Source organism: Bradyrhizobium sp. Ec3.3, assembly GCF_000472925.1.
Classification (GTDB): Bacteria; Pseudomonadota; Alphaproteobacteria; order Rhizobiales; family Xanthobacteraceae; genus Bradyrhizobium.
Map to the genome: position 1 here is coordinate 1 of NZ_AXAS01000044.1, position 26363 is coordinate 26363.

General features: G+C 64.4%; 24 protein-coding genes. 8 read left to right on the plus strand and 16 right to left on the minus strand.

What is annotated here, in order from left to right:
* The coding region (locus YUU_RS0131965; RefSeq protein ID WP_156944610.1) for an alpha/beta fold hydrolase at nt 1-863 on the plus strand (863 nt) is incomplete at its 5' end.
* Between the two features lie 104 nt (nt 864-967).
* Here YUU_RS0131965 and YUU_RS0131970 read toward each other — a convergent pair.
* Nucleotides 968-1684 (minus strand): peroxiredoxin-like family protein, encoded by a 717-nt coding sequence (locus YUU_RS0131970; protein ID WP_027526007.1) that lies wholly within the window; start codon nt 1682-1684, stop codon nt 968-970.
* Nucleotides 1685-1956: 272 nt separating this feature from the next.
* Here YUU_RS0131970 and YUU_RS0131975 point away from each other — a divergent pair, with 272 nt between their 5' ends.
* Nucleotides 1957-2433, plus strand: coding sequence for a cupin domain-containing protein (locus YUU_RS0131975; RefSeq protein WP_027526008.1), 477 nt, complete (start codon nt 1957-1959; stop codon nt 2431-2433).
* A 140-nt stretch (nt 2434-2573) separates the two neighbouring features.
* Nucleotides 2574-3782, plus strand: a complete 1209-nt coding sequence (locus YUU_RS0131980; protein WP_027526009.1) for an MFS transporter — start codon at nt 2574-2576, stop codon at nt 3780-3782.
* On the opposite strand, the gene ccoS is transcribed toward YUU_RS0131980, so the two are convergent.
* The 10 genes from ccoS to YUU_RS0132030 form a co-directional block, all read right to left on the minus strand.
* A complete protein-coding gene (gene ccoS, locus YUU_RS0131985; protein WP_027526010.1) occupies nt 3779-3961 on the minus strand; it encodes a cbb3-type cytochrome oxidase assembly protein CcoS in 183 nt (60 codons plus the stop codon). The genes YUU_RS0131980 and ccoS overlap by 4 nt on opposite strands.
* Complete coding sequence (locus YUU_RS0131990) at nt 3949-6153, minus strand: cation-translocating P-type ATPase (RefSeq protein WP_027526011.1); 2205 nt, start codon at nt 6151-6153, stop codon at nt 3949-3951. Before YUU_RS0131990 ends, ccoS begins: the two co-directional genes overlap by 13 nt.
* Before the next feature lie 11 nt (nt 6154-6164).
* A complete protein-coding gene (locus YUU_RS0131995) occupies nt 6165-6659 on the minus strand; it encodes a FixH family protein (RefSeq protein WP_035663965.1) in 495 nt (164 codons plus the stop codon).
* 21 nt (nt 6660-6680) lie between these two features.
* Nucleotides 6681-8141: a cytochrome c oxidase accessory protein CcoG gene (gene ccoG, locus YUU_RS0132000; RefSeq protein ID WP_027526013.1), complete on the minus strand. Its 1461-nt coding sequence runs from the start codon at nt 8139-8141 to the stop codon at nt 6681-6683.
* A 113-nt stretch (nt 8142-8254) separates the two neighbouring features.
* Complete coding sequence (ccoP, locus tag YUU_RS0132005; RefSeq protein WP_027526014.1) at nt 8255-9127, minus strand: cytochrome-c oxidase, cbb3-type subunit III; 873 nt, start codon at nt 9125-9127, stop codon at nt 8255-8257.
* A gap of 6 nt (nt 9128-9133) precedes the next feature.
* Entirely contained in the window at nt 9134-9298 is a 165-nt protein-coding gene (locus tag YUU_RS0132010; protein ID WP_027526015.1) for a CcoQ/FixQ family Cbb3-type cytochrome c oxidase assembly chaperone, read from the minus strand.
* A gap of 13 nt (nt 9299-9311) precedes the next feature.
* The gene (ccoO, locus tag YUU_RS0132015) at nt 9312-10046 is read right to left on the minus strand and encodes a cytochrome-c oxidase, cbb3-type subunit II (protein ID WP_027526016.1); all 735 of its coding nucleotides are present in this window, start codon (nt 10044-10046) and stop codon (nt 9312-9314) included.
* 11 nt (nt 10047-10057) lie between these two features.
* Nucleotides 10058-11707, minus strand: coding sequence for a cytochrome-c oxidase, cbb3-type subunit I (gene ccoN, locus YUU_RS0132020; protein ID WP_027526017.1), 1650 nt, complete (start codon nt 11705-11707; stop codon nt 10058-10060).
* A gap of 215 nt (nt 11708-11922) precedes the next feature.
* A complete protein-coding gene (locus YUU_RS0132025; RefSeq protein ID WP_027526018.1) occupies nt 11923-12348 on the minus strand; it encodes an HPP family protein in 426 nt (141 codons plus the stop codon).
* 35 nt (nt 12349-12383) lie between these two features.
* Nucleotides 12384-13217 (minus strand): universal stress protein, encoded by an 834-nt coding sequence (locus YUU_RS0132030; RefSeq protein WP_027526019.1) that lies wholly within the window; start codon nt 13215-13217, stop codon nt 12384-12386.
* 213 nt (nt 13218-13430) lie between these two features.
* Here YUU_RS0132030 and fixL point away from each other — a divergent pair, with 213 nt between their 5' ends.
* The 4 genes from fixL to YUU_RS0132050 all read left to right on the plus strand — a co-directional run bounded on the left by fixL (nt 13431) and on the right by YUU_RS0132050 (nt 16856).
* Nucleotides 13431-14945: a sensor protein FixL gene (fixL, locus tag YUU_RS0132035; RefSeq protein ID WP_027526020.1), complete on the plus strand. Its 1515-nt coding sequence runs from the start codon at nt 13431-13433 to the stop codon at nt 14943-14945.
* A gap of 3 nt (nt 14946-14948) precedes the next feature.
* Nucleotides 14949-15566 (plus strand): response regulator FixJ, encoded by a 618-nt coding sequence (gene fixJ, locus YUU_RS0132040; protein ID WP_027526021.1) that lies wholly within the window; start codon nt 14949-14951, stop codon nt 15564-15566.
* A 60-nt stretch (nt 15567-15626) separates the two neighbouring features.
* Entirely contained in the window at nt 15627-16049 is a 423-nt protein-coding gene (locus tag YUU_RS0132045) for a response regulator (protein ID WP_027526022.1), read from the plus strand.
* A 117-nt stretch (nt 16050-16166) separates the two neighbouring features.
* Nucleotides 16167-16856: a helix-turn-helix domain-containing protein gene (locus YUU_RS0132050; protein ID WP_027526023.1), complete on the plus strand. Its 690-nt coding sequence runs from the start codon at nt 16167-16169 to the stop codon at nt 16854-16856.
* A 66-nt stretch (nt 16857-16922) separates the two neighbouring features.
* Here YUU_RS0132050 and YUU_RS0132055 read toward each other — a convergent pair whose 3' ends face one another.
* From YUU_RS0132055 to YUU_RS0132070, 4 genes are all read right to left on the minus strand, one after another.
* Nucleotides 16923-18212: an MFS transporter gene (locus YUU_RS0132055; RefSeq protein ID WP_027526024.1), complete on the minus strand. Its 1290-nt coding sequence runs from the start codon at nt 18210-18212 to the stop codon at nt 16923-16925.
* Between the two features lie 21 nt (nt 18213-18233).
* Nucleotides 18234-18746 (minus strand): PRC-barrel domain-containing protein, encoded by a 513-nt coding sequence (locus tag YUU_RS0132060; protein ID WP_027526025.1) that lies wholly within the window; start codon nt 18744-18746, stop codon nt 18234-18236.
* Between the two features lie 23 nt (nt 18747-18769).
* Nucleotides 18770-20974 carry an amylo-alpha-1,6-glucosidase gene (locus YUU_RS0132065; RefSeq protein WP_027526026.1) on the minus strand — a complete coding sequence of 735 codons (2205 nt, stop codon included), beginning with the start codon at nt 20972-20974 and terminating at the stop codon, nt 18770-18772.
* A gap of 71 nt (nt 20975-21045) precedes the next feature.
* A complete protein-coding gene (locus YUU_RS0132070; RefSeq protein WP_027526027.1) occupies nt 21046-22809 on the minus strand; it encodes an ABC transporter ATP-binding protein in 1764 nt (587 codons plus the stop codon).
* A 311-nt stretch (nt 22810-23120) separates the two neighbouring features.
* Here YUU_RS0132070 and YUU_RS0132075 point away from each other — a divergent pair, with 311 nt between their 5' ends.
* A complete protein-coding gene (locus tag YUU_RS0132075) occupies nt 23121-24191 on the plus strand; it encodes a glycosyltransferase family 4 protein (protein ID WP_027526028.1) in 1071 nt (356 codons plus the stop codon).
* Between the two features lie 143 nt (nt 24192-24334).
* Here YUU_RS0132075 and YUU_RS0132080 read toward each other — a convergent pair whose 3' ends face one another.
* Nucleotides 24335-26266: an alkyl/aryl-sulfatase gene (locus tag YUU_RS0132080; RefSeq protein ID WP_027526029.1), complete on the minus strand. Its 1932-nt coding sequence runs from the start codon at nt 26264-26266 to the stop codon at nt 24335-24337.
* Nucleotides 26267-26363 lie beyond the last annotated feature (97 nt).

Sequence of the window (26363 nt, forward strand, 5' to 3'; positions counted from 1 at the left end):
GCTCGTGGTATCGTTCTCGGTACGGACACCTCCACGTGCGGGGGGCAGCCATGGTCGAATATCCTGCCAAACGCATCGACTACCGCGAGCAAGGATCGGGGCCGACCATTCTTTTCGTGCCCGGCTCATGGAGTACGGGAGCGCTGTGGCGTGGTGTGATCGCTCTCTTAGGAGATAGCTTTCGGGCGGTGACAACGAGCCTGCTCGGTTATGGCGACACCGAAGAGCGCCGCAGCCCGGACGACATTTCTATCGAACGGGAGATCGACATCGTCGAGGCCGTCATCCAGCGCACCAACAGCGCTGTCCACCTCGTTGGGCATTCGTGGGGTGCCACGGTATGCTTGGCGACCGTCCTCCGTGACCGGACCAGGGTCGCAAGCATGACCTTGATCGAGGCGACCCCGTTCAATCTGCTTCGCCACTCCGGCGATCTCGCGCTGTACGAGCAAGTGCGCGCGATGGCCGACGCTTATGTCCGCTCGTGTGACAACGGAGAACTGCTGGCTGCGCGGAGCATCATCGACTTCTACGGGGGCGACGGCAGCTTTGACACCCTCCCAGCCCGGACCCGGGACTACATTGCTGCCACCACGCCGACGAACATTCTCGACTGGTCGTCGGCGTGGGATTTCGACGTGCCGCTTGCCGCCTATGCGAGCATCACTGCGCCAAGCCTCTTCGTGCGAGGCGAGCGCGGTCATCCAGTCGTTCAGCGCGTCGCCGAGGTGCTGACTAACGCGGTCTCCAGATCGTCGCTAGTGACCGTACCCGGCGCAAGTCATTTCATGATCGCGACCCATGCGTCGGATATCGCGAGGCTCATTCGTGAGCACGTCGCGACGGTCGAGACGCTGCGCTAATTTAGCGAGCGATCCGTACGGCATCGGCTCGACCTCGACATCCAATCGTCGGAGAGCAGCGGGCGAGGCGTCAGGCATCGGCCGTGGGTCGAGATCGTCGAAATCTAATTTTCCCTGCTCGCCTGCTCCAGCGCCTCAAGCAGATCATCGATCTCCATGCGCTTGCGGAAGTCGGGATCGACGAAGCGCGCCTTGACGATGCCGTGGCGGCCGACGACGAAGACTGCGGGGATCGGCAGGATCCAGCCGTCGTTGCCGTGGAACTTGGCCATGTCCTGGTAGGAGAGAAGCCCCTGGATCTCCGCGCCGAGCCAGATCGCCAGATTGAGCGAGAGCGCATAGCCGTTGTCGAGATCGGTGAGCACCGGGAACGTCGCGCCGGACTCGGCCTTGAACCTCTCCGAATATTCCTGCGTCTCCGGCATGATTGCGACGATCTGCGCGCCCATCGCCTTGATGCGATCATGCGCCTCGGTCACCGCGCGCACATTCAGCCGGCAGTAGGGACACCAATGGCCCCGGAAGAACATGACGGCCGCCGGGCCACGCGCCAGCAGCGAAGGCAGCGCGATCAGCTTGCCGTTCTCGTCGGGCAGGATGAAAGGCGGCATCGCCTCGCCGGAGCGCGGTGCGTTTTCGCCGCCGCCATTCTCGTTCAATCTCACCACGAGACGATCGACCGCCGCGCCATAGGCCGGAAAGATTTCGCGGCCGGCATCGGCGTAGGCGCGAAGCTGCTCGTTCAGCGTTCCTTCCATGTCGCGGCAGCGCTGGAAGGCGAGCCTGAGCCGGTCGGCATCGGCTGGTGAGAGAGACGTCATTTTCCGCTCCGGCGTTTCGGATCGAATACTAGGTTCGTCGCGGTACCGCCCGCAAGGGCCGGTCACGCGAGCTCGGGGTCAGTACACATTGAATGCCGAACCGCACCAAAGCGCAAATGCCGATCCGCGATCGGTTCGATAGCCTCCGCCTATCGATAGCGCAGGGCTATCGCGTCGAGAGCGAGACGGCATTTCATCGGAGCCCTCGCTTCGACCAAGCTGATCCCACAGCCGGCCATCAGCGAGGCCGCGGCCAACAGAGGAGAAGTTCCATGTTCAAGAATCCAATCCTGTCGCGCGCAGTGTGGGCGGGCCTTGCTCTCACCGGCGCAGTCGTGGCGCAACCGGCGTTCGCTGGCGAATGTCCGGCCGACAAGATCAAGCCGAATGCACGCCAGATGGTCGACATCAAGCCGGTCGGCGTCACCGACGTCACGCTCGGCTCGATCGACCTCGAGAAACAGCCCGCCAACATCAGGGAGCGCGAGCTGCGCTTCCGCAAGCTGACGATCGAGCCCGGCGGCATCGTGCCCTGGCACAGCCACGACGACCGCCCTGCCCTGATCTTCGTGCAGCAGGGCGAGATCGTCGAATACGCCTCCAACTGTATCGATCCGATCGTGCACAAGGCCGGCGATCTTCGTCCCGAAGTCTACGGCACCTCGCACTGGTGGAAGAACCTCGGCAAGGAGACCGTCATTCTCTATGTCGGCGACGTCCGCAAGGATCCGCGCGACCACAACATGTGACGAGTGCCTCATCCATCGTCTCGTCATTCCGGGGCGGCTCGAAGAGCCGAACCCGGAATCTCGAGATTCCCCGAAGCGCAATTGCGCTCGGAGGTCTGGTGCTTACGCACCATCCCGGAATGACCGCCCCAGGGTGCCTCATGACCCATTTGTCTGCACGGATCGAACCATCGCGAATCGAGATGCACGGGCATTCGCCGGGCGCGGTCCTGCGCTCCCTCGTGATCGGCCTCACGGCGTTCCTGACCGTCGTCGACCTGTTCGCAACACAGGCGATCCTGCCTTCGCTGACCCGTCATTACGGCGTTACGCCGGCTGCCATGGGTTTTGCCGTCAATGCCAGTACGTTCGGGATGGCGGTCGCTGGCCTCGTGGTCGGCTTCTTCAGTCCGCGCATCGATCGAAGACTGGGCATTCTGTTCAGCCTGACCCTGCTCGCCATCCCCACCAGTCTGCTCGCGTGGGCGCCCAACCTCGCGGTGTTCACCGCCTTGCGCGTCATCCAGGGCCTCTGCATGGCCTCCGCCTTTGCGCTGACCCTCGCCTATCTCGGCGAGCGGTGCAGCGCCGAGGATGCCGGCGGCGCGTTCGCCGCGTACATCACCGGCAACGTCGCGAGCAATCTGATCGGCCGGCTGGTCTCGGCCGCGGTCGCCGACAGCCTCGGCTTGGCCTGGAACTTCTACTTCTTCGCTGCGCTCAATCTGGCGGGCGCCGTGCTCGTCTATTTCACCATCCAGCGCGCCCGGCCGATGCAGACGATGACGCCGGCGGCGTCCCCGCTCAATGCCCTGTCGGCGCATTGGCGCAGTCCGCGGCTGCGCGCCTCTTTCGGTCTCGGCTTCTGCATCCTGTTCGCCTTCATCGGCACGTTCACGTTCGTCAATTTCGCGCTGGTGCGGCCCCCGTTGTCGCTGGGCATGATGGACCTAGGTCTCGTCTACCTGGTCTTCCTTCCCTCGGTCTTCACCACCCTTCTCGCCGGCCGCGCCGTAGCACGCATGGGAACGCGACCGACGATCTGGGCGGCGCTCGGCGTTGCCGCGCTCGGTTTGCCCTTGATGTTGACCGCGCATCTGCTCAACGTGCTGGCCGGCATGGTGTTGGTTGGCGTTGGCACCTTCTTCGCCCAGGCCGCCGCGACCGGCTTCGTCGGACAGGCGGCCACCGAGCACCGCGGCGTCGCCAGCGGGACGTATCTGGCCTGCTATTTCAGCGGCGGTCTCGTCGGCACGGCGGTGCTTGGCCGGCTATTTGATACTTATGGGTGGACGGCCTGTGTCACCGGCGTCGGAGCGGCGCTGGCCGTCGCCGCACTGCTGACGCTTGCACTCAAAAACGATGCCTAGCGCTTCACCGACCGCAGGTCAGGCTGCGTCTCCTGCGGAGGCTCATCGTCGGCGATCGCGCGCCATGCCGCGCCGTCGAGATCGTCATACTGGCCGCTCTTAAGTGACCAGAGGAAGGCGGCGAGGCCGGCAAGGCCGAGCCCCAGCGCCAGGGGAACCAGGATGATCAGGACTTCCATGATGTGATCCCCCGCGAGGCGCTGCGCGCGCGCAGCGCGTTCAGCATGACCAGGATGGACGATCCGCTCATCGCGGCCGCCGCGATCAACGGCGTCACGACGCCGCTGATGGCAATCGGCACCGCCAGGATGTTGTAGCCGATCGCGAGCCAGAGATTTTGCCGCATCAGGTGCAACGCCTTGCGGGCATAATCGACGGCCGTCACGACCGGCGCCAGGGGCTTGCCGAGGAAGACGAGGTCCGCGGTTGCCTGGCTGAGATGCGCGGCCGAGATCGGCGACATCGAGACGTGGGCAGCAGCAAGCGAGGGCGCATCGTTCATGCCGTCGCCGACCATCAGCACGCGCGTGCCGCGCCGCTTCAGCTCTTCGATCCGCGCGATCTTGTCGGCCGGCGTGACACCGGCGCGCCACTCGGGAATACCAAGCGCAGTCGCCGCCGCCCTTACCGCAGGCTCGCGGTCGCCGGAGAGGATCTCGATGCCGACATTGCGCGCCTTCAGCGCAGCGATCACCGTGACTGCGTCCGGACGCAAGGCTTGCCGCACCGTGAAGACGAATTTTTCGGCGCCCCTGCTGAAGGCCACGATCGAAGCTTCGGGGTCGAGATCGACACTGCTCCGGGCAAGATCATCGGCACCGCAGAAGGACGGCCGGCCGAGACGGATCTCGACGCCGTCGACGCTCGCGTGCACGCCCTGCCCGGCCTCCTCCACCGCGCCGACGATCGGCGACTTGGCACGGGCAGCCTGCGCCACCGCGGCTGCGACGGGATGATGGCTCGACAGCGCGAGCTGCCCGGCGAGCGCCAGGATATCGGCAGGGATCGCCGCCGCATTGACTACGTCGAGATCGGGCAGCGTCAGCGTGCCGGTCTTGTCGAAGATGATGTGATCGGCTTCCGCCAGCCGTTCGATCGCGTCGCCGGCGTTGAGCAACACGCCGGACTTGAACATTGCGCCCGAGGCCACCGTCTGCACCGTCGGGATCGCAAGTCCGAGCGCACAGGGACAGGTGATGATCAGCACGGCGACGCCGGTGACGATCGCATCGTGCCAGCCTGCCCCAGCCAATACCCAACCGAGGATGGTGAGGAGCGCGGTCGCATGCACCACCGGCGCATAGAGCCGCGATGCGCGATCCGCGAGCCGCCGATAGCGCGAGCGCGCCTCGAGCGCGTTGTCAAGGAGGCGCGTGATCTCGGCGAGCAGCGTCGCTTCCGAGGCGGCCGAGACCCGCACCCGCAACGTGCCGGAGATATTCATCGAGCCGGCGTAGACCGGCGTGCCCGTGTCAGCCGTGACATAGAGCGTCTCGCCGGTGATCAGGCTCTGGTCGATTTCCGAACGGCCCTCGATCACGGTGCCATCGACCGCGCAGCGTTCGCCGGGCCGCAGCAGCACGATGTCGCCCGGATTGATCGCGGCGACCGGCACCTGCGAGATCTCGTCGGGCCCGACGAACTTTCTCGCCGTCTCGGCCTTCAGCGCCGCCAGATTGCCCGCAACCGCACGCGTCCGCCGTCGCATGTTCTGGTCGAGAACGCGCCCGACCAGGAGAAACGTCAGCAGCATGATCGCGGCATCGAAATAGGCGTGCTCGGCGTGGTGGATGGTCTCGACCACGGACATGCCGAGCGCCAGGATCACCCCGATCGAGATCGGGACGTCCATGTTGGTGGTCTTCGCCGACAGCGCGCGCCAGGCCGAGCGGAAGAACGGCTGGCCGGCATAGGCCGCCGCCGGCAGCGCGATCAGCGCCGAAAGCCAGTGGAAGAAATCGCGCTGCTCGGGCAGCATATCGCTGACATTGCCGGACCACACCGGGATCGACAGCATCATCACGTTCATGGTGGCGAAGGCCGCAACGCCAAGGCAACGGAGCAGGAAGCGCGACTCCGCGACCTCGGTCGCCTCCGCGCTTGCCGTCTCGTAAGGATAGGCCTTGTAGCCGAGCTCTTCGAGCCGATCGATGAAGCGCGCGGGATCGAGCGTGCCTGCCTTCCATTCCAGCGCGACGCGACGGTCGGTGAGGTTGACCCGCGCCAGCGTCACGTCGGGAATGGCGGAAAGACCGCGCTCGATCTTGGCCATGCAGCCGGCGCAGTGCACGCCCTCGACGGCGAGATCGATGTGCTGCAGCCCCTCACCCGCGGCACGGACATAATGGGAGAAGTCGCGCGAGACCTGCATGAGGAATTCCTTCAGTTCAGGATCACGCGATTGCGCGACATGAACATGCGCTCGCCGCGCGCATCGCCCTCGAGCACGAGATCCCACTGGCCGGGCGCCACGGCCGCCGCGTTGCCGCCATAGACCCCGATACCGATCTCGGCGAGATCGACGGACAAGTCCGCGCGCTTGTCGGTGGGCCGCTCCAGCCGTCCTGAGAATTTCAGGCCGGTGACCGGCCGGCCGGTGGCGTCACGGGCCTCGATCCGCACCGTCGCGCCGCCATCGGCGCTGCGCTGGATCTTCGCGTCGACCTGCCACTTCCGCTCCGCCTGCCCCCGCGCCGCCGCGATCTCCTTTTCGTAGGTGAGACCGGCCGCATAGGGACTGTCGACGTCGGTGCCGGGAAGCGTCGCGATCGCAAGCTTCATCATGGTGACGTTGACGCCGATCACGACGCCGAAAAACGCAACCAGAATGATGAGGACCGTGGTGCCGGTCAGGGGCTTCGGTGCGGCGGATGCCATGGCGAACTCCAAACGATGCTCTCAGGGCGCGACGAAATTGTCGGTGGCGGAGGCGACCTCGCCGAGCCCGATATCGGTGACGTGGAAATGGACCGGGATCGATTTCTCCGGATTGAGTTCGGCCGGCGCCGTCACGAGCAGCCGCAATTCCGCGGTCTGGTCGCGACCGATCACGACCATCGGCCGGTCCGGCGTCACGGAATCGACGCCGACGACGTGGACCGTCGCATTCACCGGCCCCTCGACATCGATCGCGATGACGCGGTCGAAACCGCGCTTGTTGAGCAGCCGTACCGTGTAGGCGTTGCGGATCGAACCGTCGCTCAGCTTGACGGCGATCGGGTTGCGGTCGTGCAGCACGTTGACGTCGAGCAGGCTGCGGGTCAGCAGCGCATAGAGCATGATGCCGCCGATGACCGCGATGATCGCGCTGTAGACGATGGTGCGGGGCCGCACGATACGATAGATCGGCGGCTTGCCTTCCTGGCGGCGCTGGATGTTGATGTCGTTGTCATAGGCGATCAGACGGGTTGGCCGACCGATCTTGGCCATCACGGTATCGCAGGCATCGATGCACAGGCCGCACTGGATGCATTCCATCTGCGGCCCGTTGCGGATGTCGATGCCGGTCGGGCAGACCGCGACGCACTGGTAGCAATCGATGCAGTCGCCGACCTGCTCGCCGAGCGCGCGCAGCTCGGCGGCCTTCTTGACCGACGTGCGCTTCTCGCCGCGGTCGTAGCGGTAGGTGACGTTGAGCGCCCATTCGTCGGTGAGCGCGGCCTGGATACGCGGCCACGGGCACATATAGGTGCAGACCTGCTCGCGCATGTAGCCGGCGAGCAGATAGGTCGTCGCGGTGAGGATGCAGATCCAGATATAGGCGATCATCGGCCCCTGGAAGGTGACGAGCTCCTTCACCAGCGTCGGCGCATCATTGAAGTAGAGCACCCAGGCGCCACCGGTCCACCAGGCGATCAGGAGCCAGATCGAATGCTTGAGCACGATCTCGGAGATGCGCTCGAGCTTCATCGGGTCGGACGAGGCGTCCTTCTTCATGCGCTCACGCCGATCACCCTCGATCAGGCGCTCGACGGCGTAGAACAGGTCGGTCCAGACCGTCTGCGGACAGAGATAGCCGCACCAGATGCGGCCGCCGATGGAGTTCATCAGGAACAGCGCCACCGCAGCGACGATCAACAGGCCGGTGAAGTAATAGACCTCCTGCGGCCACAGCTCGATGAAGAAGAAATAGAAGCGGCTGTTGGGCAGATCGATCAGCACCGCCTGGCTGGGGGCGCCCAGGCCACGGTTCCAGCGCACGAACGGCAGAAGATAGTAGACGCCGAGGCAGAAGGCCATCAGCCCCCATTTGGTCCGGCGGAACGTGCCCGAGACGCTTTGGGGGTAGACTTTCTTGCGGGACGCGTAGAGCGGCCCGTAATCATCTTCCAGTTTGAGCTCGTTCACGGCCTTGTTCATCGCTGGGTCCGTTAGCGGGTACGATTGAACCTAGATCGAACTCCGACCGTGCAGTTGATCCAGCTCAAGGGGGCGGGTTTCCCCGCCCCCTCGATTGCATAAGCAGCCTTCGCTTACTTGCCGCCGCCGAGCGAGTGGACGTAGACCGCCATCGCCTTGAGGGTGGCCGGATCAAGCCGTCCCTCCCACGCCGGCATGACACCGGAGCGGCCCTGGCTGATGGTCTCGATCAGGGTCGCCTCGTCCGAGCCGTAGAGCCAGATCTTGTCGGTCAGGTTGGGCGCGCCCATGTCCTGATTGCCCTTGCCGCCGTCGCCATGGCAGGCGACGCAGTTCTCAGTGAAGATCTTTTCGCCCTTGGCGGCATCAAAGCCCTGCCGGGTCGGCAGGCCCGAGAGCGAACGGACGTAGTTGGCGACCGTGACGATCTCGTCGGGCTTCAGCACGCCGTCCTTGCCGAAGGCGAGCATCTGGCCCTCATGGGTCTTGGCATGGCCGGACCGCGCGCCATACTGGATGGTCTGCATGATCTGGTCGAGCGTGCCGCCCCACAGCCAGTCGTCGTCATTGAGGTTCGGGAAGCCCTTTGCGCCGGCGGCACCGCTGCCGTGGCATGGCGCGCAATTGTCGCCGAATACGACCCTGCCCTTGGCACGCGCGAGCGCCAGCAGCGCCGGATCCTTTTCGATGTCGGCGAGCGGGGTGGCAGCCAGCGCCGCCATCTTCTCGCCGCGGGCCGCCTCGAGGTTGGCGAGTTCCACTGCGAGGTTGGCGCGCGTCGAATAGCCGAACAAACCGGGCGTATTGGTTGTGATGAGCGGCCAGGCCGGATAGACGATCCAGTAGCCGATCGCCCAGACGATGGTGAGGTAGAACGTCACCAGCCACCAGCGCGGCAAGGGCGTATTCAGCTCCTTGATACCGTCCCATTCGTGTCCGGTCGTAGTCTTGCCGGAGACGCTGTCGAATTCACCGTGGTCGGTCATGATCCCTTACTCCTCGCGCAACGGCAGTCGCGCCGCTTCGTCGAAAGCGGCCTTGTTGCGCGGCCAGAATGCGTAGGCGACGATCGCGAGAAAGATCGCGACGAAGACCGGCGTCCAGATCGTCGTCACGAGATCGGACGCAAAGTTATGGACTGTCAGAATTGCTTTCATCGTTCATGCCTTCTCAGCGGAGATTGGCTTTCTCGTTGTAGAGCTTGAAGTCGACGAGCGTGCCGAGCATCTGGAGGTAGGCGATCAGCGCGTCCATCTCGGTCGGCGTGCCCGGCTTGCCGTCGAAGTTGCGCACCACCGCCTTGGCGTAGCGCTTGGTGAAGGCATCGCTGCCGGCATTGTCCGGATCGGCCTGCGCCTTCAGGTCATTGGCCGCATTGGCGATCTGGTCGTCGCTGTAGGGCACGCCGACGGCCTTGAGCGTCCGCATGTGATCGGCAATCGTGGCGGGATCGACTTCATTCTCGGCCAGGAACGGATAGCCCGGCATCACCGACTGCGGCACGATGGCGCGCGGGTTGGTCAGATGGGTCACGTGCCAGTCGTCGGAATATTTGGCGCCGACGCGGGCAAGATCCGGACCGGTACGCTTGGAGCCCCACTGGAACGGGTGGTCGTACATGCTCTCGGCAGCGAGCGAAAAGTGACCGTAGCGCTCGACCTCGTCGCGCAAGGGACGGATCATCTGCGAGTGGCAGAGATAGCAGCCCTCGCGGACGTAGATGTTGCGGCCGGCGAGCTCGAGCGGCGTATAGGGCCTGACCCCGTCGACCACCTCGATGGTGCTCTTGAGGTAGAACAGCGGCGCGATTTCGACGAGACCGCCGATCGAGATCACCAGCAGGATGCCGACGACCAGGATGATCGAGTTCTTTTCGAAGATTTGGTGGCGTGACCAGAACGACATTGCTGAGCTCCTCATTCCGCCGGCTGAAGAGCGACGGGCATCTGCACTTCCGCCTCGCCGACGCGCACGGTCATCCAGAGATTGTAGGCCATGATCAGCGCGCCGATCAGGAACAGCCCTCCGCCGGCCGCACGGATGACGTAGAAGGGATGCATCGCCTCGACGGTCTCGATGAAGGAATATTCGAGGAAGCCGAGCGAGGTGTAGGCGCGCCACATCAGGCCCTGGAGGATGCCGGACACCCACATCGCCGAGATGTAGAGGACGATGCCAAGCGTCGCGATCCAGAAGTGCCAGTTGACGAGCTTGAGGCTGTAGAGGCCCTTGCGGTTCCAGGCCCACGGCACGAGGCAATACAGCGCGCCGAAGGAGACGAAGCCCACCCAGCCGAGCGCGCCGGAATGCACGTGGCCGATGGTCCAGTCAGTGTAGTGGCTGAGCGAGTTGACGACCTTGATCGACATCATCGGGCCTTCGAAGGTCGACATGCCGTAGAAGGCGACGGAGACCACGAGCATGCGCAGCACGGGATCGGTGCGCAGCTTGTCCCAGGCGCCCGACAGCGTCATCAGGCCGTTGATCATGCCGCCCCAGGACGGCATCCACAGCATCACCGAGAAGGTCATGCCGAGCGTCTGCGTCCAGTCCGGCAGCGCGGTGTAGTGCAGATGGTGCGGGCCGGCCCAGATGTAGAGGAAGATCAGCGACCAGAAGTGGATGATCGACAGCCGGTAGGAATAGACCGGCCGCTCGGCGCGCTTGGGGATGAAATAGTACATGATGGCAAGGAAGCCGGCCGTCAGGAAGAAGCCGACAGCGTTGTGGCCGTACCACCACTGGAACATCGCATCCTGCACGCCAGCCCAGGCGACGTAGGACTTGGAGCCGAACACCGAGACGGGAAGCGCGGGATTATTGCCGAGATGCAGGACGGCAATGGTCACGATGAAGGCGAGATAGAACCAGTTCGCGACGAAGATGTGCGGTTCCTTGCGCTTAATCACCGTGATGAGGAAGACAAGCAGGTAGACTACCCAGACGATGGTCAGCCAGAGGTCCGCATACCATTCCGGCTCGGCATATTCCTTGGACTGGGTAACCCCGAGCAGATAGCCGGTGCCGGCGACGAGGATGAAGAAGTTGTAGCCGACCACGACGAACCAGGGCGCGAGTTCACCGGCAAGCCGGACACGGCAGGACTTCTGCACGACGTAGAAAGAGGATGCGATCAGCACGTTGCCGCCGAACGCGAAGATCACCGCCGAGGTGTGCAGCGGACGCAGGCGGCCAAAACTCGTCCAGGGCAGATCGAAGTTGAGCGCTGGCCAGGCGAGCTGCGAGGCGATGATCAGGCCGACCAGGAAGCCGGCGATGCCCCAGAACATCGACATGAAGGCGGAGAACTTGATCGGCCCCATATTGTAGTTGGGCCGGCCGTTGATCTCCGCAGGCGGCAGCGCCGCCGGGCGCTCGAAGTAGCGGTTGAGAATGACGAAGACCGCCGCGATGCTCGCCGCAGCGCTCAGCGATGCATGGAAGGCGAAGGGCGCGTCGAGCGCCTTGGCTGCCGCGACCACGCAGAGGAAGGCGGTGACTGCGAACACTACCGCCAGGCCGCTTTCACCGATGGTCATGGATTTGGAAATGGAGGGCTGGCTCATGCGGATTCTCTCTGAAAGAACACGCAGCCAGAAACCATATTCACACTCGCGGGGAATTGATTGAAATCAAGATAGTCGGATTTCCGGCGGCCCCGATCGACAGGACATCGCGAAGCAATATCAGCCGCTTACGTGGGTTTTTCGCGCGCACGACGGACCGCGCCTCCGGCAAATTCACGGAGCCCGGATGTCGCAAAAATGATCCAGCCGAAGTGCTAGTCGCGCGAGGTCGCCTTGAGCGCGGTGATGACGTTCTCCCGCGCAATGATGCCGACGAGCTTCTGCGTTCCGTCGAGCACGATGATGCTCCGAATCCGATGCTCGACCATGAGCTGGAGCACGCGGGTCAACCGCGTATCGGGGTGAACGTAAATGAATTCCGGCGTCATGACGTCGCCGACCTTGCGATTCATCAGGTCGAGATAGCGCGGCACCATCTGGCTCGGCGTGAACGCGAAGCATTTCAGGATGTCGAACTTGGTGACGATGCCGACGACCTGCCCGTCCTCCTCGACCGGATAGCCGTTGAAGTCGTCGCGCTCGAACATCTCGCTGAGCTCGAGCATGTTGAGGTCGCGCACAACCGTCTTGACGTTGCGCGTCATGTAGCCGTCGGTGGTCTGTTCAAGGAATCTGTACACGGCGCGTCCTCTGATTGTCTTTCAGTCAACCGATGTTAGTGCGACAGCAGCACGCAACGGGTTGATTGGGTGAGCAGATATTGCGTGACGCCGCCAAGGACCAATTCGCGGAACCTTGAATGGCCGTAAGCGCCGGCGACGATCAGGCCGGCTCCGACGTCGGCAGCCAACTGATCGAAATGGTCAGCCGCGGTTTCGTTCCGGCCCGCTTCCGACACCCGGGCGGTGGCCGTGATGCCATGGCGGGCGAGCCACGAAACGACGTCGGTGACGGAGGCCAGCACCGCCGGGCGATCGTCATCCGGCTCCGGAACAGCGACGATCGTGACCTCCCTAGCCTTGCGCAGCAGCGGCAGTGAATCGACGACCGCCCGCCGCGCCTCCGGCGTATCCTTCCAGGCCACCAGCACGCTGCGCAGATCGAGCCAGTTGAAACTGTCGGGCACGACCAGCAGCGGACGGCCGGCCTGCATCACCAGATCCTTGGGGCTCGCAAGCGAGAAGGCGTCCGAGAAGGCCGGGCTTTGCCCGCCGCTGACGATGATGTCGGCACAACGCGCCTGCTGCAGCGCGTAACGCGCCGGGAAATCGACCGCGCCGCGCCACTCGACGTGCCCGCCGCGATTCCTGGTTGCGGCACGGAATTGCCCCTCCAGCTCCGCAAGGCGCTGCCGGACCGAGGTCTCGCCCCGGTCGATCAGACGCTGGGCCTCGGCGCCGTCGGTGAAATAGAGCGGCGGCGCGAACTGCGCCGCAGCAACGCCGACGATCGCCGCCTCGAAGCGCTCCGCGAGCTCGCCCGCGACCTGAAGCCTCGCCTCGTTGGGCTGACCAAGCGCCAGGCTGACCATGACGGTCGCGTATGTCATTCCATGTCTCCCGAACCTGCCGATGTTGGCCATGCTAGGCGTGCCGCGGCGGGCGCGGGATGAGATAGATCAAGCCCGCAGACGGTTCGGACCGCGGCTGGACCGTTCAACCTGTCGCGAGGTAGCCGATCGCCGAACTTGCCTCCGAGGCGGCCATGCGCGAAATTGCAGCCGGAACCGCGCCCCCCGGACCCACGACAGGATGGAAGAAAATTGAGCCCGACCCGCGTAACTCATCCGGCAGATGACGGTCGGGGCGAACATTTCCGGGTCCGGATCGAGGGATTCGGCGTCGGCACCTGGGACCTCGACCTCAAGACGCAGGAATTCGAGTGGTCGGATGCGGCCGGGGCCATGTTCGGCGTCGGCCGCGACCAGCCGGTCACCTACGAGATCTTCCTGTCGCGCCTCGAGCCGAGAGACCGCGAGCGGGTCGAAGCTGCGATCAGGCGCGTCGCCGAGCGCGGCGGCGGCTTCGACGTGTCGTTCCGAATCGCCGATTCCGGCAGAGGGCAATGGATCAGGGCCCGCGCCGGCCTGATCCGGGACGAAGCCGGTAGCGCACGCCATCTCAGCGGGATCTTCCTCGACATCGACGAGGAGAAGCAGGTCGAGGAGGCGCTGCGCACGCGCGAGACTCATCTCCGCTCGATCCTGCACACGATCCCCGATGCCATGATCGTCATCGACGGCCATGGCATCATCCAGCTGTTCAGCACGGCCGCCGAGCGCCTGTTCGGCTATTTGGAGCATGAGGCGATCGGCCAGAACGTCAGCATCCTGATGCCCGAGCCCGACCGCTCCCGCCACGACAGCTATATCGCCCGCTATCGCACCACGCGCGATCCCCACATCATCGGCATCGGCCGCATCGTCACCGGCAAGCGGCGCGACGGCACGACGTTTCCGATGCACCTGTCGATCGGCGAGATGCAATCCGGCGGCGAGCCCTATTTCACCGGCTTCGTCCGCGACATGACCGAGCACCAGCACACCCAGGCGCGGCTCCAGGAATTGCAGTCCGAGCTCGTCCATGTCTCGCGCCTGAGCGCGATGGGCGAGATGGCCTCGGCGCTCGCACACGAGCTCAACCAGCCGCTGGCGGCCATCAGCAACTATATGAAGGGTTCGCGCCGGCTGCTGGCGGGCAGCAGCGATCCGAACATCGAAAAGATCGAGAACGCGATGGACCGCGCCGCCGAGCAGGCGCTGCGCGCCGGCCAGATCATCCGCCGCCTGCGCGATTTCGTCTCGCGCGGCGAATCCGAGAAGCGGGTCGAGAGCCTCTCCAAGCTGATCGAAGAAGCCGGCGCCCTCGGCCTTGCCGGCGCGCGCGAGCAGAACGTCCAGCTCCGCTTCAACCTCAATTCGGAAGCCGACCTCGTGCTGGCCGACCGCGTGCAGATCCAGCAGGTGCTGGTCAACCTGTTCCGCAACGCGCTGGAGGCCATGGCGCAATCGCCACGGCGCGAGCTCGTCGTGACCAACACCGAGGTGGCCGACGACATGATCGAAGTCGAGGTCGCCGATACGGGATCCGGCTTCCACGACGACGTGATACCGAACCTGTTCCAGACCTTCTTCACGACCAAGGAGACCGGCATGGGCGTGGGACTCTCCATCAGTCGCTCGATCATCGAGGCTCACGGCGGCCGCATGTGGGCCGCGAGCAACGCATCGGGCGGCGCGACGTTTCGTTTCACCTTGCCGGCAGCCGACGAGAACTGATCAATGACCACCAAAGGACATGTCTACGTCATCGACGACGACGAGGCGATGCGGGATTCGCTGAACTTCCTGCTGGATTCGTCCGGCTTCAGTGTCCGATTGTTCGAGACGGCGCAGAGCTTCCTCGATGCGCTGCCGGGCCTCTCCTTCGGCTGCGTGGTCTCCGACGTGCGCATGCCCGGGCTTGACGGGATCGAGCTCTTGAAGCGTATGAAGGCCACGCAAAGCCCATTCCCGATCCTGATCATGACCGGTCATGGCGACGTTCCGCTGGCGGTCGAAGCCATGAAGCTTGGCGCCGTCGATTTCCTCGAAAAGCCGTTCGATGACGATCGCCTGACCGCGATGATCGAAGCCGCGATCCACCAGGCCGAGCCTGCTGCCAAGAGCGAGGCGATCACGCAGGATATCGCCGCGCGTGTGGCCTCGCTCAGCCCGCGTGAGCGCCAGGTCATGGAAGGGTTGATCGCGGGCCTCTCCAACAAGCTGATTGCCCGCGAATACGACATCAGCCCGCGCACCATCGAAGTGTATCGGGCGAACGTCATGACCAAGATGCAGGCGGGCAGCCTGTCGGAGCTGGTGCGGCTGGCGATGCGCGCCGGCATGCTCAAGGATTGAGGCGGCTTCGACTTGAGGCATGTCAAGTCCGTCCCCTCGCCGCGTGCTAGCAAGGCTGCCATGACCGAGATCAGCCTGCATCATGAGCGGCATCCGATGTCGTCCCCACTCAAGCCTACCGTCTATGTGGTCGACGACGACGATGCCGTCCTGGGATCACTGCGATTCCTGCTGGAAACGGACGGCTTCGCCGTGCGGACCTTCAGGAATGCCACGGCATTGCTGAATGCCCCGAACTCTCCTGGCGCGGACTGCTACGTGATCGACTACAAGATGCCCGATATCAACGGTGTCGAGCTCGCCAGGCGCTTGCGCAAGTCGGAGGAAGACACGCCCGTGATCCTGATCACGGGCTATCCGGACGAGAATATTTCGACCCGGGCCGCCGCGGTCGGGATCAAGGACGTGATCTTGAAGCCGCTTCTCGACGAGAATCTCATCAAGCGCATCCGTGGCGCCATCCAGGGCAAGCCCAAAAGTTGACCTCGAGGGCTGACCTACGGGAATCTACGTAGGTACACCTCCTTAAGATATCGCTCGAAATTTTCACGCCCCGTGACCCGCGGTAACCATCTGCCATCTGAAATGGAGATGGCCAACATGCTCACCCAGTCGCTCAACACCCAGGTTCACGGCAGCAAGATCGCCCCCGCCGCGCATCACGTTTCCGATCAGTTCGGCGCCATCACCGGCCATGTCGGTCTTGTCGCCACCGAGTTTTCCTACCGCAAGGACGAGGAGATCTACGGCGAGGACGAGCCTGCAGAATACGTGTACCAGGTCGTCTCCGGCGCGGTGCGCAGCTACAAGCTCCTCTCCGACGGCCGCCGCCAGATCGGCGCCTTCCATCTCCCCAGCGACGTGTTCGGCCTCGAATCCGGCGCCACACATCGTCTGGCCGCCGAGGCCATCATCGACACCACCGTGCGCCTCGTGAAGCGCTCCAGCCTCGAGAAGGCCGCCGGCACCGACGTGCAGGTCGCCCGCAAGCTCTGGGCGATGACCGCGGGCGAGCTGCGCCACGCCGAGGACCACATGCTGCTGCTTGGCCGCAAGACCGCGATGGAGCGGGTTGCGACCTTCCTGCTCGAAATGGACCGCCGGCTTGCTGTTGCCGGCATGATGGCCTTGCCGATGTGCCGCCGCGACATCGGCGACTATCTCGGCCTGACGCTGGAGACTGTGTCGCGCGCGCTGTCGCAGCTCCATTCCCAGGGCATCCTGGGCTTCTCCGGTGCCCGTCAGATCGTGTTGCGCAACCGTCAGCGCCTGCACAATCTCGACGCCTGACTTCTTCCTCCCTGCCATCTTCCCAACTGGCCGGCCGAATCCGTTTCGGCCGGCCTTTTTTTATGCTCAACGCGCCCTGCGCCGCGTCTCCGGCATCACCAGGAAAATCAGGACGAGCCCGACTGCCGCGACGCAGGCGAGGCCGACGAAGGCGGTGCTGCTGCCGAACCTGTCGCTGATGAAGCCGCCGAGCACGGTGCTCAGCGACGCACCGATGCCGGTCGCGGTTCCCACGACTCCCTGCGCAAGATTGAAATGGCCGCTGCCGAAGGCGACGTCGGCAACGATCAGCGGAATCATCACCGCGAACACCGCGGCCGTGATGCCATCGAACACCTGCACCAGCACCAAGAGATAGGGATCGCGGACGGTCGCGAACAACAGGCCGCGAATCGCGAGCGCGCCAAATCCGATCAGCAGGAGCGGCCGCCTGCCCCAGGCCTGCGCCTTGCGCCCGACCGAAGGCGACATCAGCGCAACGATCGCCTGCGGCACGATGATGCAGCCCGCGATCAGGACGGTCGCCCACTGGCTCGACCGCGTCGTCACCACGCTCGCCATCAAGGGCAGCATCGCCGCGTTCGCGAGCTGTAACAGCAACACGCTGCAGGCGAAGATCAACAGCGGCCGCTGCCTCAACAGGTGCCACACATTCGTGTCCGCGGCCTCGGTGGCTTCGCGCGGCATCGCGCCGTGTGCGCGCGCCACGTCGACCTCCTCCTCGCGGATCCGCGACAAGGCGATCAGGGTCGGGATCGCGAGCAGGAAAGTGACCAGGAATACCGAGCGGCTCGACAGCAGATAGCCCGCGGTGCCCATCACTGCAGCGGCGACGCCATTGCCGAGTGAAGCGAAGCGCGCGTTGCGGCCGAGCCGTTCGCCGATCGCGAACGGGCCGACGAGACCGAGGCTGATCGCAGCGATCGCAGGCCCCAACACGCAGCTCGCGGCGGCATGCAGGGTGGCCGCCGTCACCACGACCGGGAAGATCGGCATCGCCGCATAAGCGAGCGCGCAGCAGCCGATGGTCGCAATCGCCAGCCCCGCGACCAGCCGCTCGGATTTCGCGGCATCGATGATCGCGCCGCCCGGCACCTGGCCGATCAGGCCGACGATGCCGCCAATCGACAGCACGAGGCCGATTTCGACCTGCGTCCATTTCTGCGTCGTGAGATAGACCGCGATGAACGGGCCGAAGCCGGTCTGCACGTCGGCCAGGAAGAAGATGAACCAGTCCAGCGCCCGCAGGCTTTGCTTCGACGGGACCGGTTGCGCAAGCGCAGGGACAGCGTTGCGGCTCTCAGCTCGGCCACGTTGATCATCGCTCGGATGGCTCGGCTTCCTGGACAAGCGCACCGGCAGTCTGCCCTCCCTTCCTTACGGAATGAACTGCAGCGGTTGCAGGGTGCCGGAGGCGCCCAGCACGACGATCGGTGTGTCCTCCTTGTATTCCGGCGCAGCCGCGACCTGCGCCTTGGTCAGCTCCAGGCTGATGCTGTCTTTCTTGTTGGCGATCTTGCCGAAGTGCAGCGCGTTCCAGTCGACCACGATCTTGCGGCTGCCGACGCCAAGGAAGCCGCCGAAATCAATCACCGCCGCACGCACCTTGCCGGTGCGATCGACGACGACGTCGACGATGCGTCCCATGTCCTCATCGGCGGCGCTGCGCACGTCGCGACCGAGCACGCCATGCGCGTCGCTGGCCCCGATGATGGTGACCGACGGCGGCGGTGGTGCGTCCTTCGGCACCACCGGCACGGCCGGCGTCGGCGACGGCGGCGCGTTCGGCTCGGCTTGCGTCGCAGGCGGCTCCTCTGCCGCGTACGACACGGCGGGCGCGATGCCTCCCGCGATTATTGCGACCAGCATCAACCGCATCATGGCGCGCATGCGACGTCCTCCGGCTGATTGCGCTAATGCGCCAGCACGATCGATACCTGGATCTGGCCGCGCGTTCGCAGCACCTCGAGCGCGACATCGCCGCCGTGGCGGCGGATCCGCAAATCGACGCTCGACGGGCCCAGTTGCAGGTCGCGCAGCACCACCTCGTTCAGGAACGCTGGCAGATGCGGGTTGCGCAGACGGATCTCGCTGCGCGCGACGTCGAACTCGATGCCGAGCGCCGCTTCCAGCAGCGTAAACGGCGTCGCGCTGGCCCAGGCCTGCGGCGCGCAGGCGACCGGATAGAGCGTCGGACCGCGGCGCTTCTCGCGCCGGAAGCCGCAGAACAATTCCGGCAGCCGCCGAAGATCCATATAGGTCGCGGCCTCGAACAGGCCCTTGAAGACATGCGCGACCGAATGCTTCAGGCTGTAGCGCGCGAGCCCGAGCGCGATCAGCGCATTGTCGTGCGGCCAGATCGAGCCGTCATGATAGGACATCGGATTGTAGCGCATTTCGCCGAGCGCCACGGTGCGGATGCCCCAGCCGGAGAAGAAATGCGGCCGCATCAGGTCGGCGGCAACCTTGCGCGCGCGGTCCTCTCTGATCATGCCGCTGAACAGAAGCTGGCCCGCATTCGACGTCCGCACCTTGCAGGGACGCTTGGCGCCGTCGAGCGCGAGCGCGTAGGTGCCGAGCTCCTCGCACCAGAACGCCTCCTCGAAACGCGCGGCGAGCGCCTTTGCCTCAGCCTCGAGCTTCCTCACCTTGTCCGGCTTGCCCAGGCGCAAGGCGCAGCGCGCGGCGAGCTGTTTGGCGGCAAAGACGTAGCCCTGCACCTCGGCGAGGGCGATGTAGCCTTCCGCGAGGGTGCCGTCGGCATGGAAGATAGCATCATAGGAGTCTTTCCAGCCCTGGTTGGCGAGGCCTTGTTCCGAGGCGCGCTGATATTCGACGAAGCCGTCATGGTCGGGATCGCCGGGGCCATCGATCCAGGTCAGCGCGGCCTCGATCGCTGGCCACAATTCCAGCAGCGTTTCGACATCGCCCGTGCGCTCGAAATAGCGGCCGGCGAGCAGCACGAACAGCGCCGTGGAATCGACGCTGCCGTAATATTGCGCGAACGGCACCTCGCGCAGCGCCGCCATCTCGCCGCCGCGCATCTCGTGCAGGATCTTGCCGGGCTCCGCGTCGGCGAGCGGATCAGTGGCCTTGGCCTGGAAGTGCGCAAGCCGCCGAAGCACTCCCCTGGCAACCCGCGGATCGATCCACAGCATCTGCAAGGCCGTGATCAGGCCGTCGCGGCCGAACGTCGTCGAGTACCAGGGAATGCCGGCATACGGATAGCGGCCTTGCGGCGTATCCGTCATCAGCATGTTGAGGTCGGCCATCGCCTGGCACAGCACCTCGTTGAAGATGTTGTTGGAGGTCTCGATACTGGTCGTCCCCGCCGTACAGGAACGCATCTCGCGGCGATGCGCGAGCATGGCTGGAAAGAAGCGCACCGGCTTGAGCGTTTGCGGCCGGTTGCAGGACACCGCCACGAACAACGACTTCGTATGATGCGGCTCGAGCTCGAGCTGCCAGGTGGCGGCATTGACCGAGAGCCGGGTTGGCCTTGGATCGAAATGTAGCCCGGTCGTGCGCTGCGCGTCATCGAGGCCGCGATATTCGAACAGGACGTCGGTCGGGCCGAGCAATTTGCTGGCGCCGGTCCCCCGCCGCGGCCGCTTCTCGCCGCGCACCTCGAACAAATCGGCGAAGTCGCTGTCGAACAGCAGCGTCAGATCGAAGCTCGCCGGCCGGTCACCATGGTTCTGCAGGCCGATGCGCTGATACGCCGTGCCGCGCCACAGGAACACGGTGCGCACAATGTGCAGCAAGTCCTTATGGAGGATGATGCGGCCATTGCGGTAGATATCGGGATTGGTCAGATCGACGGTCAGGGCCGAGTTGTCGTCCCGCAAGTTCGAGCCGAGCAGCAACGGCTGAAGATCGTCGAGCACGAGCTCAAGCCGCGCAAGATAGCGCGTATCGCAGTTGAACAGGCCGTCCGGACCACCGGCGGAGGCGCCGATATCGCCGTGGCTGTCGAGCACGATGAAGGTGTCGTCGTGCTTGAGCGAACGCCGCGGCCTCGCCGCAGGTCCCGTCATGGGAATGTAGAACGGCTGCTCCTCCACCACTTCCACGGTTCGCGATGCCGCGACGAACTGGGTGACGACTTCGGCTGACATGCGCTATTCCCCTGCGCCGTTATCCAAAACGCAATCGACCTGAACGCGACGACCTGGACGCGACTGACAACTTACGCGGCGAACTTCGAGAGCCGGTTCATCTCCTGCGTCACCAGCTCACGGTAAGGTCCGTGGTTCTGCATTAGGCGGTCGGGCGATCCGTCCTCGATGATCTTGCCGGCCTTCAGCACCACCACGCGGTCGAAATTGCGCAAGGTTGCCAACCGGTGCGCGATCGCAACTACAGTGCGGCCGCGCATCAGGCGCGACAGAGCCTCGCGGATCGCCTCCTCCGCCTCGCTGTCAAGCGCTGCGGTGGCCTCGTCGAGCAGCAGGATCGGCGCGTCCTTCAGGAAGGCGCGCGCAATCGCGATGCGCTGGCGCTGGCCGCCGGAGAGCTTTACGCCGCGGTCGCCGACCATGGTGTCGAGCCCTTCGGGCATGCTCTCGACGAAATCGCAGCGCGCCGCGATCGCCGCGCGCAACACCTCGTCGTCGGTCGCATTGGGTCGGCCGTAGCGGATGTTCTCGCGAACCGATCGATGAAACAACGAAATGTCCTGCGGCACCACGGAAATCGCCTCGCGCAGGCTCTGCTGTGTCACCCGCGCGATATCCTGGCCATCGACGGTGATGCTGCCGTCATCGACATCGTAGAACCGCTGCAACAGCGTGAACAACGTCGACTTGCCGCCTCCGGACTGCCCGACCAGGCCGACGCGCTGGCCAGGTTGCAGCCGCAGGCTGAAGCGCTCGAAGATCTTCGAAGCTCCGGGATAGCCGAACGTCACGTTGTTGAAGGCAATTGCGGCGCCGCGCTTGACCAGCGGCTCAGCTTCGGGGTGGTCGCGCAGTTCATGCGGTACCAGAAGCGTTGCGATCGCCTCCGTCAGCCGCGCGACGTGCTGGGTGACGTCGACCAGCGCGACGGCAAGGTCGCGCGTCGCATTGAGAATCGAGAGCCCGAGAGTGCAGACCAGCACGACGTCGCCGGTGGTTGCCTCACCCTTCTGCCAGAGCGTGATCGCCCAGGCGAGCAGTGCGATCGTGAGGACGACGGTCACCGCGGCGTGGGTCAGGCGCAGCTTTTCGAGGTAGCGCAGGCTGCGGCCGCGCGCGGTGAGTTCCCGGTTCACGGTTGCATCGAAGCGCTGATGTTCGTGTGTGATGCCGCAGAACGCCCGTACCAATGGCATGTTGCTGATGACGTCGATCATCTCGCCGTCCACGACGGCAGCCTTGTCGGCGAAATCGTCATGCAGCGGCTTTCCGGCCGCCGCGAGGTGGAACATCGCGATTACCATGCCGCCGGCAATCACGATCAGTCCGGCTGCCATATAAGGGCTCACGGTTCCAATCAGCAGGATTGCCGCAACTGTGGCAATGCACGGCGGCAAGACATTCCAGACGAACATGTTCTCGACCGTGAACACGGCGTTGGAGGTCGCGGTGATACGACTTGTCAGCATGCCCGGCATGCGATCCGAGAAGTAGCTGGGCGCATGGCCCGTCAGATGGCGGAAGATGTCGCGACGAAGATCGCCCGTCACGCCAACAAAGGTGAAGCTCGCTGTCCAACTTGCGATACGCCAAAGGAAGTTGTCGGCGGTGATCAGCGACATGAGTAAAACGAATGACAGCCATACGCCTCCGCTATGGGAGGCGCCCGCGGAAAGGCTGTCGACCAGCGATTTGACGCCGTATTGCGTTCCCACGGAGCAGGCAACGGCCGCGACCACGGCGGTCAGGATCACCAGGTGCGACGCGAGCCGCCGGCGAAGATAGCGCAAAACAAAGGCAAACGGCCGCCTCGCGTAGCCCGATAGTTGATCCATGTAGCTGCCACCCCGTCATCAGAATTGTCAGTCGTGCCTGCGCAGCACTGGCTGAGTGAACATCGACCGGTTCGTTCCGGTTCCCTTGCAATGCGATCACGACATGACGATGCGGACGGACTGAGAAACAGTCGTGACATCATCAAGACCAGATTGCGGACGAGTCACGCCGCATTGCGGACGTGTCGAATAAGTAACCTTCACGGGTGGGAACTTCGCAGATGCGGGAACGTTCCCATGGCTGGCATTTGCCGGTGCCGAAGTGAGCTGGGGGGGTTCAACTTTCATGATCGCGACAAGGAGATGGTGAGATGCGCATCGCGCAGGTAGCTCCGTTGACGGAGGCTGTTCCACCCAAGCTTTATGGCGGCACCGAACGGGTGGTGCATTGGTTGACGGAGGAACTGGTGGCGCTCGGACACGATGTGACCCTGTTCGCCAGTGGCGACTCGCATACCTCGGGCAAGCTCGACGCAATGTGGCCGAAGGCGCTACGCCTCGACGGCGCGGTGCGCGATCCCAACGCTCTGCACATGGTGATGCTGGAGCGGGTGCGGCAGAAATGCGACGACGAGGAATTCGACTTCCTCCACTTCCACCTCGATTACTATCCGTGGTCGCTGTTCTATCGCCAGCCGACGCCGTTCCTGACGACGCTGCACGGCCGGCTCGACCTGCCCGAGCACCAGCCGGTGTTTAATACGTTCTCTGAAATCCCGGTCATCTCGATCTCGAACGCGCAGCGTCGGCCGGTGCCGCAGGCCAATTGGGTGCGCACCATCCATCATGGCCTGCCCGAGAATCTGCTGACGCCTGTCCCTGCGAAGCAGGATTATCTCGCGGTGCTCGGCCGCATCGCGCCGGAAAAGGGCGTCGATCGGGCCATCAGCATCGCAACGCGCTGCGGCATTCCGCTGAAGATCGCGGCCAAGGTCGATCGCGCCGATCAGGATTATTACGACGAGCTGATCCGGCCGCTGATCGAGAACAATCCGCTGGTCGACTATATCGGCGAGATCAGCGACAACGAGAAATCGGAATTTTTGAGCGGGGCGCTCGGCCTTCTGCTGCCGATCGACTGGCCCGAGCCGTTCGGGCTGGTGATGATCGAAGCCATGGCCTGCGGCACGCCGGTGATCGCCTTCAACCGCGGCTCGGCGCCGGAAATCATCGACGAGGGACTGACCGGGTTCGTCGTCGAGGACGAGATCAGCGCGGTCGCGGCCGTCGGCCGCCTGTCGCAGCTGAGCCGCACGGCGATCCGCAAGCAGTTCGAAACGCGCTTCACCGCAAGACGCATGGCGCTGGATTATCTCGCGGCGTATCGCGGCCTGATGGAGGCGACCGCACCGAAGATCAAGCTGGTGAGCAGCGCGGAGTAGCGGTGTGTCGTCATTCCCCGCGAAAGCGGGAATCCAGTACGCCGCGTCCTCTCCGTATCCTCGCACTGCCTCTGGAATACTGGATCGCCCGCCCCAGTGCGCAATTGCGCACAAGGCGGGCGATGACACCGAAAGTGTGGCTCCTACGTCACCACCACCCGCTTCGGCTCGACGATCTCGAACATGCGCGGGAATTCGTCCATCAGGGCCATCAGCTCGGCAAGGCGCAGCGCGTTGCCCGACAGCTTGATCTTGCCGGCGGCAACCGCCTCCGGGAAGGTCGTGAGCTTGGCGATCACCTCGTCGAGCGTGGCGCGGGCAAGCGTGAAGCTGGCGTCGGCTTTCTCAGCCTGTGCGCTTTCGGTGTAAGTGAGCGCCGAATTCTCCAGGTTGAGCACGAAGGTCTCGCCGGTGTCGGAAAAGCTCCAGTTCAGCACGATGTGCTTGCCCTCCGCCTTCGGGCCGTTGAGACGGATACCAAGCACGTCCCAGAGCTGCGAGGTGCGAAGCGCGGCCAGCGTCTCTCGCGGCATCGGCGGGCGCGGCGGCGTCTTCGGCATGCCCTGGCGCAATTCCTGTGCACCGAACAGATAGGCGTTGCGCCAGGTCGCGCTTTCGGCGGCATAGCCGAGCTGCTCCAACGTGTCGGCGAGCAGGCTACGCGCCGCCACATGATCCGGCTCGGCGAAGACGAGATGGCTCAGCGCCTGCGCCACGAAGCGAAATTCACCCTTGTCAAAATCCTTGCGCGCGCGTGCGAGGATCGCGTCCGCACCACCCATATACTCGACGTACTTCTTGCCGGATTCGACCGGCGGCAGCGGATCGAGATTGACGGGGTTCGCATCGTACCAGCCGAGATATTTCTGATAGATCGCCTTCACATTGTGACGGATGTGGCCGTAGTAACCGCGGCCGTGCCAGGCGCCTTCGAGACTCTTCGGCAGTTGGATGGTCTCGGCGATTTCGCTGGCGGTCAGACCATGATTCATCAAGCGGATGGTCTGGTCATGCGCGAATTTATAGAGGTCGCGCTGCTGGCGGATCATGGTGTCGATGCGCTCGCGCCCCCACACCGGCCAGTGATGCTGGCCGCACATCGCCTCTGCTTTGCCGCCCCATAGAGCCAGCGCTTCGTTCAGGTATTTCGACCACGCCAGCGCATCGCGCACGTCGGCGCCGCGGAACGGCAGCAGATTGTGGAAATTATGCGTGCAGTTCTCGGCTAAGTTCAAAATCTTGTAGCGCGGGATGAAGAAGTGCATCTCGGCCGGCGCCTCGCTGTTCGGCGCCATCTGGAATTCGAATTCGACGCCGTCGATCACCCGCGTGTCGCCGGTCGCCATGATCAGGTCGGTCGGACGCAGCAACGCAACCGAACCGGCCGCCATCGACTTGCCGAGACCGCAATCGACCTGGCCGCGCGGCCCCTTGGCGAGGAACGGGCCGAACTGATACTGCGCGCGGCGCAGCATCGCCGGTCCCGCGATGATGTTCTCGGAGACCGCGTGCTCCATGAACAGGTTGGGCGCGATGATCGGCACGCGATCCGTGGCGAGCGCGTCCTCCTCCAGAACGCCGCGCACACCGCCCCAGTGATCGGTATGGGTGTGGGTGAAGATGACGGCCGCAACCGGCCGTAGGCCGCGATGCCTGAAATAGAGATCGAGCGCGGCGCGGGCGCCCTCGATCGAGGTCAAGGTGTCGACCACGATAACGCCGCTGTCGCCTTCGATCAGCGTCATGTTGGCGATGTCGAGCCCGCGCACCTGGTAGACACCGGGCACCACCTCGAACAGGCCGTGATGCATGTTGAGGCGCGACTGTCGCCACAGGCTCGGATTGACGGTCGGCGGCGTCTGCTCGGCCGACAGGAAGCCATAGGGCTCGAGGCTCCAGACCGTCCGGCCTTGCGGATGATTGATTCTGGCGTTCTCGATCGTGCCGAGGAAGCCGCGGGCAGCATCCTCGAAATCCCGCGTGTCGGAAAACGGCAATGCGCTCAGCATCGCCTCGTGCTGCGCGACGACGGACGACATTGCATCTTTCGGCTCGCTGCTGGCGACCTCGGCCATCGGACCGGCTCCCTTCCTGATCTGGTGGGGCGCCATCTAAGCGCATTCGCGCGCCGGTTCCAACAGCCCGCGCGACCGGCAAGGCCGGTCGCTACGT